5 protein-coding genes and 1 pseudogene are annotated in these 7691 nt (G+C 49.5%); 4 read left to right on the top strand and 2 right to left on the bottom strand.

Going from position 1 to position 7691, the window contains the following annotated elements; translation table 11 throughout:
* Positions 1–582, top strand: a pseudogene (locus RDL68_RS05555) (excinuclease ABC subunit UvrA); the annotation flags it as partial.
* Between the two features lie 12 nt (positions 583–594).
* Entirely contained in the window at positions 595–1158 is a 564-nt protein-coding gene (gene tadA, locus RDL68_RS05550; RefSeq protein WP_308540689.1) for a tRNA adenosine(34) deaminase TadA, read from the top strand.
* A 67-nt stretch (positions 1159–1225) separates the two neighbouring features.
* Here tadA and ppk1 read toward each other — a convergent pair whose 3' ends face one another.
* Positions 1226–3451 (bottom strand): polyphosphate kinase 1, encoded by a 2226-nt coding sequence (gene ppk1, locus RDL68_RS05545; protein WP_308540688.1) that lies wholly within the window; start codon positions 3449–3451, stop codon positions 1226–1228.
* 302 nt (positions 3452–3753) lie between these two features.
* On the opposite strand from ppk1, the gene RDL68_RS05540 reads away from it, so the two are divergent.
* Positions 3754–4638, top strand: a complete 885-nt coding sequence (locus tag RDL68_RS05540; protein WP_308540687.1) for a Cof-type HAD-IIB family hydrolase — start codon at positions 3754–3756, stop codon at positions 4636–4638.
* A gap of 9 nt (positions 4639–4647) precedes the next feature.
* Here the strand turns inward: RDL68_RS05540 and RDL68_RS05535 are convergent, their stop codons facing one another.
* Positions 4648–5655, bottom strand: a complete 1008-nt coding sequence (locus tag RDL68_RS05535) for a MaoC/PaaZ C-terminal domain-containing protein (protein ID WP_308540686.1) — start codon at positions 5653–5655, stop codon at positions 4648–4650.
* Between the two features lie 232 nt (positions 5656–5887).
* On the opposite strand from RDL68_RS05535, the gene guaA reads away from it, so the two are divergent.
* A complete protein-coding gene (gene guaA, locus RDL68_RS05530; protein ID WP_308540685.1) occupies positions 5888–7438 on the top strand; it encodes a glutamine-hydrolyzing GMP synthase in 1551 nt (516 codons plus the stop codon).
* Positions 7439–7691: the final 253 nt, after the last annotated feature.

Genomic DNA, 7691 nt, shown 5'->3' with positions numbered 1-7691 from the left:
TTTCTTCCGGATGTCTATGTTCCCTGCGAAGTTTGTCATGGTCATCGGTATAATCAGGAAACCCTGCAGGTGCATTATCGTGGGAAGACGATCTCTGATGTATTGGAGATGACGATTGAAGAGGGATTGGAATTTTTCCGCAACCACAAAGGCATTGCGCGCAAATTGCAAACGCTCGTGGATGTGGGATTAGGCTATCTAAAGATCGGGCAGCCCTCGACAGAACTTTCAGGCGGTGAAGCGCAGCGTGTGAAGTTGGCGGCGGAGTTGGGCAAAGTTTCTACGGGAAATACGATTTATATCTTGGATGAACCGACAACCGGACTGCATGTTGCGGATATCGACAAGCTCATCAAGGTGTTTGCGCGGCTCATTGAACAGGGCAACACGATTGTGGTGATCGAACATAATTTGGATGTCATTAAAGTCGCCGATTACCTTGTTGACCTTGGTCCGGAAGGGGGAGACGGCGGCGGACAGATTGTCGCAGAGGGCACGCCGGAAGAGGTTTGTCAGGTAAAAGGCTCTTATACCGGAAAATATTTGCTACCGCTTCTCAAACGCGACAGACAAGAAGAATAGAAAGAGAACAAGATGCGATTTCTGCGCGTTGCGCCATTAAAAAAAGTATTGCGCGGTCCGAAGGGGAAAAAGCGTCCCATGGCGGTGGTTTGTTTTCCGCGCCGTGTAATCGATCGCTATTACATGCGTCGGGCATTATGGCTTGCGCGTCGCGCGGCGGCTGTCGGCGAAGTGCCGGTTGGTGCGATTTTGGTGCATCGCGGCATCGTGGTGGCACAAGCTGTAAATCGCGTTGAGCGTGACCATAATGGTCTTGCACACGCCGAACTGTTGCTTTTGGAGGATGCCGCCAGCCGTTCCGGAAGACGGCTTACCGACATGACGCTTTATGTCACGCTGGAACCGTGCGCCATGTGCGCCGGAGCAATGCTTCATGCGCGACTCGGTCGTCTGGTTTACGGCGCGGATGATCCGGAACGCGGCGGTTGCGGATCCCAGTTTTCTATTCTCGGTCACAGCCACAATCTTCACGATTTTCCGGTCACTTCCGGTATTTACGCCGACGCCTCCGCTAAATTACTACGCTCTTTTTTTCAAAAACGCCGTGCCGAGGGAAGGCGGGATCGTAAAAAGTAAGATCGTTTTGCCCATGCCCGAAGCACGGCGCGCCTATTTAATGCCGAAAAGAGGATTCTCTGTACAATCAGTGATGGAAAAAGGTTCTTATTCTTTGCCATAGACCGTTTTTCTCCGTTGCTTTTGGTACAGGCTTTTCCTTCGTTTCCAGAGAGGGTTTCTCTTTTGCTTTCGGCGCAGGTTTTTCTTTCGCTTTCGGTGCGTTTTCCGCTTCTTCCATAAAGCGAGCTTGAGCGGAAATGCCCTTCGTTCCTTGTACATGACGATACGTGCCGTCCGATAACAGCTCACGCGCTTTGGTATCGTCGGATAGGAAGACATCCAGAATATGACGGATACGTTGACGAATGGCATCTTGCTGGATGGGCACGGCAATTTCGATGCGATTCACCAAGTTACGGGTCATCAGATCTGCCGAGGAAATGTACATATCCTCTCGATTTGCACCAAAGCAGTAAATGCGATGATGCTCTAAAAAGCGACCGACGATGGAAAATACCCGTATATTTTCCGTTTTTCCGGCAACCCCCGGCAGAAGGCAGCAAATACCACGAACAATCATCACAATATGCACGCCGGCGCAGGAGGCTTCGGATAGCTTATCCATTAAATCGCGTTCTGTGACGGAATTACATTTGAGAACGATTCGTGCTTCTTCTCCCTTTTTCGCCCGTAAGATTTCGCGATCAATCAGCGTCATAAGCATCGGCTTGATGCCTGTGGGCGCGACGCATAATTTATCATAGCGACCATCCGCCTTGCTGATAAGCATGTTCTTGAAAAAGAGACCGGCATCGGCACCAATGCGTTCGTCCGCAGTGAAATAGCTTAAATCGGTGTATTGTTTAGCAGTTTTCTCGTTGTAGTTGCCGGTTCCGATTTGGGTGATGGTGCGCACTTTTCCTTCCCGATAGAGCGTAATATGGCAAATTTTGGAATGCACTTTATATTCTTCAATGCCGTAAATGACCGTGCAGCCTGCCTGTTCTAAGCGCTCTGAATAGTCAATATTATTTTCTTCATCAAAACGGGCGCGCAGTTCCATCATCGCCAGAACATCCTTACCATTATCCGCGGCGAGAGACAAATACTCTGCCACCTTGGAAATGGACGCCATACGATAGATGGTAATCGAGATAGAAATGACCGTCGGATCCTGCGCCGCCTCTTTTAGCATACGCAGAAACGGCTCCATGGATTCATACGGATAATGCAGCAGCTTATCTTCTTGACAGACCTGGTCAATGATGGGCACATCGGGCAAAAACATCGGGGATGGCTGCGGAGAGAAGGGACGATAACAAAGCTGATCTTTTTGCTTGGGTGTCAATATGTCTTCTATGGCAAAGACGTACTTCATCCGTAATGGGGCTTTGCTGTAATAGACTTGCGCATTGTCCAGGCCGTGGTATTTTAATAAGAATTTAATCGAGGCTTTGGGCAGCGTTCCCTGAATTTCCAGACGTACTGGAGCGAGACGATTGCGCTTCTTAATCGCCTTTTTCATGGCTTGCAAGAGATTTCCTTCGATTTCATCAATCCCGTCATCTAAGTCAATATCGGCATTGCGCGTGAGGGAGATGACGGCGGAGTCGATGATTTTGAAGCCGCCGAGCAGTGCCGCCGCTTGCTCCATAATGATTTCTTCCAACAAGATGAACGAGCAGCCGTCGGGCAGAAAGACAATGGGCGGAATCCAAGTCGGTACGCCGATGAGCGCATAATAATCGGTGCCTTTCGCGTCTTCCACATCACAGAAAACATAAAGCATTTGGTTGATCATGTGAGGGAAGGGATGACGCGCGTTGATAATGAGAGGCGAGAGGAGAGGCAGAACATTTGCTTCGTAGTAGTTGGCAATGAACTTGGCTTCCGACTTTGTCAGACTTTCCATGCGCTTGTGATGTACACCGGCAAGCTCCAGCGCATGGCTTAATTGCGCAAAAGCGGCATCGCGTTCGGCATAGAGTTTTGGCATTTCCGCAAAAATGTGCGCGAGCTGTTCCTCAGCGGTCCATCCTGTTTTGTTGTCCACTGCGTTGCGCTTCCATTCACGCAGGTTCATCAAAGAGCCGACACGCACGCGGAAAAATTCGCTCAAGTTGCTGGTGAAAATGGCGATAAATTTATAGCGCTCATAGAGAGGAACGCGTGAATCGGTGCTTTCCTGCAAGACATGGCGATTAAACTCCAACCACGAGAGCTCACGATTTTGGGTAAAACTGGTGTCGATTTTCTTCTGCGGATGACTCGGCGCCTTTTGCTCCGTTTTCTTTTTGCTGTTTTCGTCCATATTGCCTCCGTCTATTGTCGTGCTTTCCCATGAAAGAGACGAAACAATTTGACCCAGTTTCGTTTTCGATGGCAAGCGTCGCTGTTTTTTTTATTATATCCTTTGTCAGCGGAAACGGGTTCCTCTCGGTTAGAAACAGGTAAACTTTGCGTTATTTCTCTTCTTTTGTGCGGTTTCCGGCAAAAGACGCGGGTGAAGTTTGGTATACTGACGAAGGAGAAAATAACAATGGAGGTCACGCCGAGGCGACACATCGGATGTCCCCTTAGAGAAGAGCGTGAAAAAGCAAGAAAAGAGGAACGATGAAGACAATTTTCCTTCCCAATGGCCATCCGCTGCGGCTTATTGCATCGGATATGGATGGGACAATATTGCAGTCGGATTTAACGATTGAACCACGTACCAAGGAGCTGCTGATTGCCTGGCAGAAGCAGGGCATTCGGCTGACGCTGATTTCCGGACGACCGATTCAGAGTATGCTGCCTTATGCGCGCGAATTGGAGATGGATCGCCATCAGGGCGTTGTCATCGGGGCAAATGGCGGACATGCGTATCAGTTGGGAACAGAACGCGAGTTGTGGCGGCACACCTTGCCGATTCCTACTGCGCAGCATTATTTTTCGCTTTGGAAGCCGTTCTTGCTGACGTTGATTGCCTATGGCAGAGAGAGGGTCTATGTAGACTTGCCGAAGCGGGAAGGTCTAACATATTTTGGTATGCCCATGGAAAAGGGGCTGGAACACATTGAAAAAGTGACGGCGATGAAAGTGGAAAAGTATGATTTATGCATGCCACTTCCCGAAGAGCCTGTGAAGGCGTGTATCTTAGGCGACCGCGCCTTGATTCTTAAAGCCCAGGCGATGGTGAAAGATGACTACGAACCGGAAATCTATGGTGCCTTTTCCGCGGAAACCTATTTTGAAGCGATGGTGCGGGGAATTAACAAAGGTACAGGTTTGCAGGAGTATGGCGACCAATGTGGCATTTTGCCCAATGAGATGGTTGCTTTTGGTGATGAAGATAACGATATTCCCATGCTGGCGTATGCCGGTGTGAGCGTCGCCATGGAGAAGGCTTCGGATCGTGCAGCGGCAACTGCCCAGTATCGAACCGTTTCGAACAATGCCGGTGGGATTTATCGGTTTTTAGCGTCTCTTCCCACGGAAGACGGCAGTTCCTCTCACTGAAATTTGCTTTTAATGGTTCGTAGGAAAAGACGGCGAATCCATGGTGCTTTTCAAGACACAAACTAAAAGAGGACGGTTCTTTTCGTCCGCTAACCGGTTGATAAAATAAAGAGACACGCGCCCATCCGGCGCGTTTTCTGTTTTGGTTAGGGTGATGGAGGGGACAATAGTTTGTGCTGGGCGCACAGGAGAAAGCCAGCGTGCGCTGCATATTTCAAGCGCATTCTCTTGCGGAAAGTCACTTTCTTTTTTCAGGACGGTGGCACACCAAATGCCAAGAAGACGTGCCATGGAATGCAATCCGGAGGCGATCAAGCCGCCGAAAGGACCTTTGGCGGCGACTTCCCGATTGACATGAATCGGGCGATCATCAAACGCCCGACCGAAAGCCATAATCTCTTCTTCGGTAAGAGAAAAGGGAGTGGGATGCCATACGTGCAGAACGGACGATTCGCTTTCCTCTTGGCGTTTCGGCGAAGCAGAAGGCAGACTGCGCGGGACGAGCGGAGAGCGCAATTGCATTTTTCCGGTCACCTCCATATCCATTATGCGCCTTTGGTGCGCATCCACAACATCCAGCACAAAAGAGACCCTGCCAGCATCGCCGCCGGAAAAAACGCGTTTGCGTGATATGGTAACGGTACCGAAGAGGAGATCTCCTGTCGATGCGCAACGATACCAGTGGGCAAAATCAATGCTCATGCCGGCTACCATGCCGCCTGCATCGGTCTTTGTGGCAACCCATTTTCCCCAAACGGCAGTGGCGACATGCCAGGGGGACAGCGTGAGTGGAGACGGAGAAAAAGACGCTGCGTCAGGAAGCGAACCACCAGCCGTATTTCGCAGCAGAGCAACCGATGCATCCGCTAAGAGCGAATTGATGGAAGAAAGCGGACCGCCTTCAAAGGCCGCAAAAAATGCCAAACGGTCGTTTGCGGAAAGGCAAACCGGTGTGAGAGAGAAGGTCTCGCCAACCGTGAAGTCTTCAAAATAGCGCATTCGTTTTTCCCAGGGCATTCCAAATCCTTTCCCAAAACAGGGGTTCTCTTTTTCTTTGACTGGTTGACTCGTCTGTTTTGTGCCTCTTTCCAACGCGACGCAGAAATTCGATATAATAAAGACATCGTTGCGCCCTTTTTTCATGTCGCATGTCTAACGGAAAGAAAAACTTGTCCATCGGGCAAGGCGAAAAAGGGTTCGCAGCTTCCTTTTATCTACCCTTGCGGGTGCGGTGCAAACAGGAGGAATTATGTATCAAGGAGAAACGCTTCGTCAGGAAAAGATTCTGATTCTCGATTTCGGCGGACAATATAAACAGCTTATCGGTCGTCGTGTGCGGGAAGAGCATGTCTATTGTGAGATTAAACCTTGCACAACTCCGCTTTCGGTGATTCGCGACGGACAGTATTGTGGCATCATTTTAACGGGCGGACCGGATTCCGTGTATGAGCCGGATGCTTTACAGGCGGATGAAGGCATTTTGTCTTTAGGCATTCCTGTTCTTGGCATTTGTTACGGTGCGCAGTGGATTGCGCATCATACAAAGGGAAAAGTGGGCAAGGCGGGCGTTCCCGAATACGGCAAAACCGAAACAACCTTTGTTCTTTCTTCTCCTTTGTTTGCGGAAATGCCTGAAAATTCGGTCGTTTGGATGAGCCATGGCGATCAGATTCTTGATTTGGGCGAAGGCTTTTCGTCGATTGCCCATTCCGCCAATTGTCCCGTCGCCGCTTTTGGGGACGAGCATCGTCATCTTTACGGAATGCAGTTTCATCCCGAAGTGGAACACACCGTTTATGGGCGACAGCTCCTTCATAATTTCCTCTATCGTATCTGCGAGGTATCCGGTCAGTGGCAGATGTCCACATTTGTTTCGCAGACAATAGCCGACCTTAAAGAGACGCTTGCCGGAAAAAAAGCACTTTGCGCCTTCTCCGGCGGTGTGGATTCTTCTGTTGCAGCGCTTCTGGTACACAAGGCCATCGGCAAGAATCTGACGTGCGTATTCGTGGATCATGGTCTTTTGCGTAAAGAGGAAGCAGATACGGTCGAAAAGGTCTTCAAAGAGCAATTCGGACTGAATTTGCTTCGCATAGACGCATCGGAACGATTCTTGCGTCTCCTTGACGGCGTAACCGATCCGGAAACGAAACGTAAAATTATCGGCGAACAGTTTATACGTGTCTTTGAAGAAGAAGCGGCAAAAATCGGTGAAGTGGATGTCTTGGTGCAGGGCACGATTTATCCCGATGTGATTGAGTCCGGCGTAGGCGGCGCAGTAATCAAGTCGCATCACAATGTCGGCGGTCTGCCCAAGAATGTTCGTTTTCATGATTTAGTGGAGCCTCTTCGCGACTTGTTTAAGGACGAGGTGCGCACCGTGGGAACCGAACTGGGCATTGCCGAAGATCTTGTCTGGCGTCAACCGTTCCCCGGACCCGGTCTTGCTGTGCGCATCCTCGGTGCCATTACGCGCGAACGCATCCGCATCGTGCAGGATGCGGATGCCATCTGGCGTGAAGAAATCAAAAATGCCGGTCTGCATCGTTCGATTGGTCAATATTTCGCTGTCCTCACCAATCTTGCCACCGTAGGCGTAATGGGCGATCACCGTACCTACGATTATGTACTCGGTCTTCGCGCCGTCACCACCAACGACTTCATGACCGCCGAGTGGGCTCGTATTCCCTACGATGTCCTCGACCGCGCCTCCAACCGCATCGTCAATGAAGTCGCCGGTGTCAGCCGCGTCGTCTATGACATTACCGGCAAGCCACCGGCGACGATTGAGTGGGAGTAATAGCAAAAAAATTAAAAGCTTTGCAAAATCAACGGTTACAGTAGATAAAAAACTGTAACTGGGATTAAAATGGGAACATTTGTAAAAAAGAATAAATTGAATAATAGTTCCAAGTGGTTTACACATGGGCAAAAAAATTAGACCGTAGTTTCAAGCTGCGGTCTTTTATGTTATAAAAACATCTTCTTATTAATAATAAAGAAAAAATCAACTTAAAATATATTTAACAGATGAAGAAAAAGAAATCTTTGAA

The sequence above is a fragment of the uncultured Murdochiella sp. genome (assembly GCF_902488755.1).
GTDB lineage: Bacteria > Bacillota > Clostridia > Tissierellales > Peptoniphilaceae > Murdochiella.
This window is presented reverse-complemented; position numbering and strand designations above follow the sequence as displayed.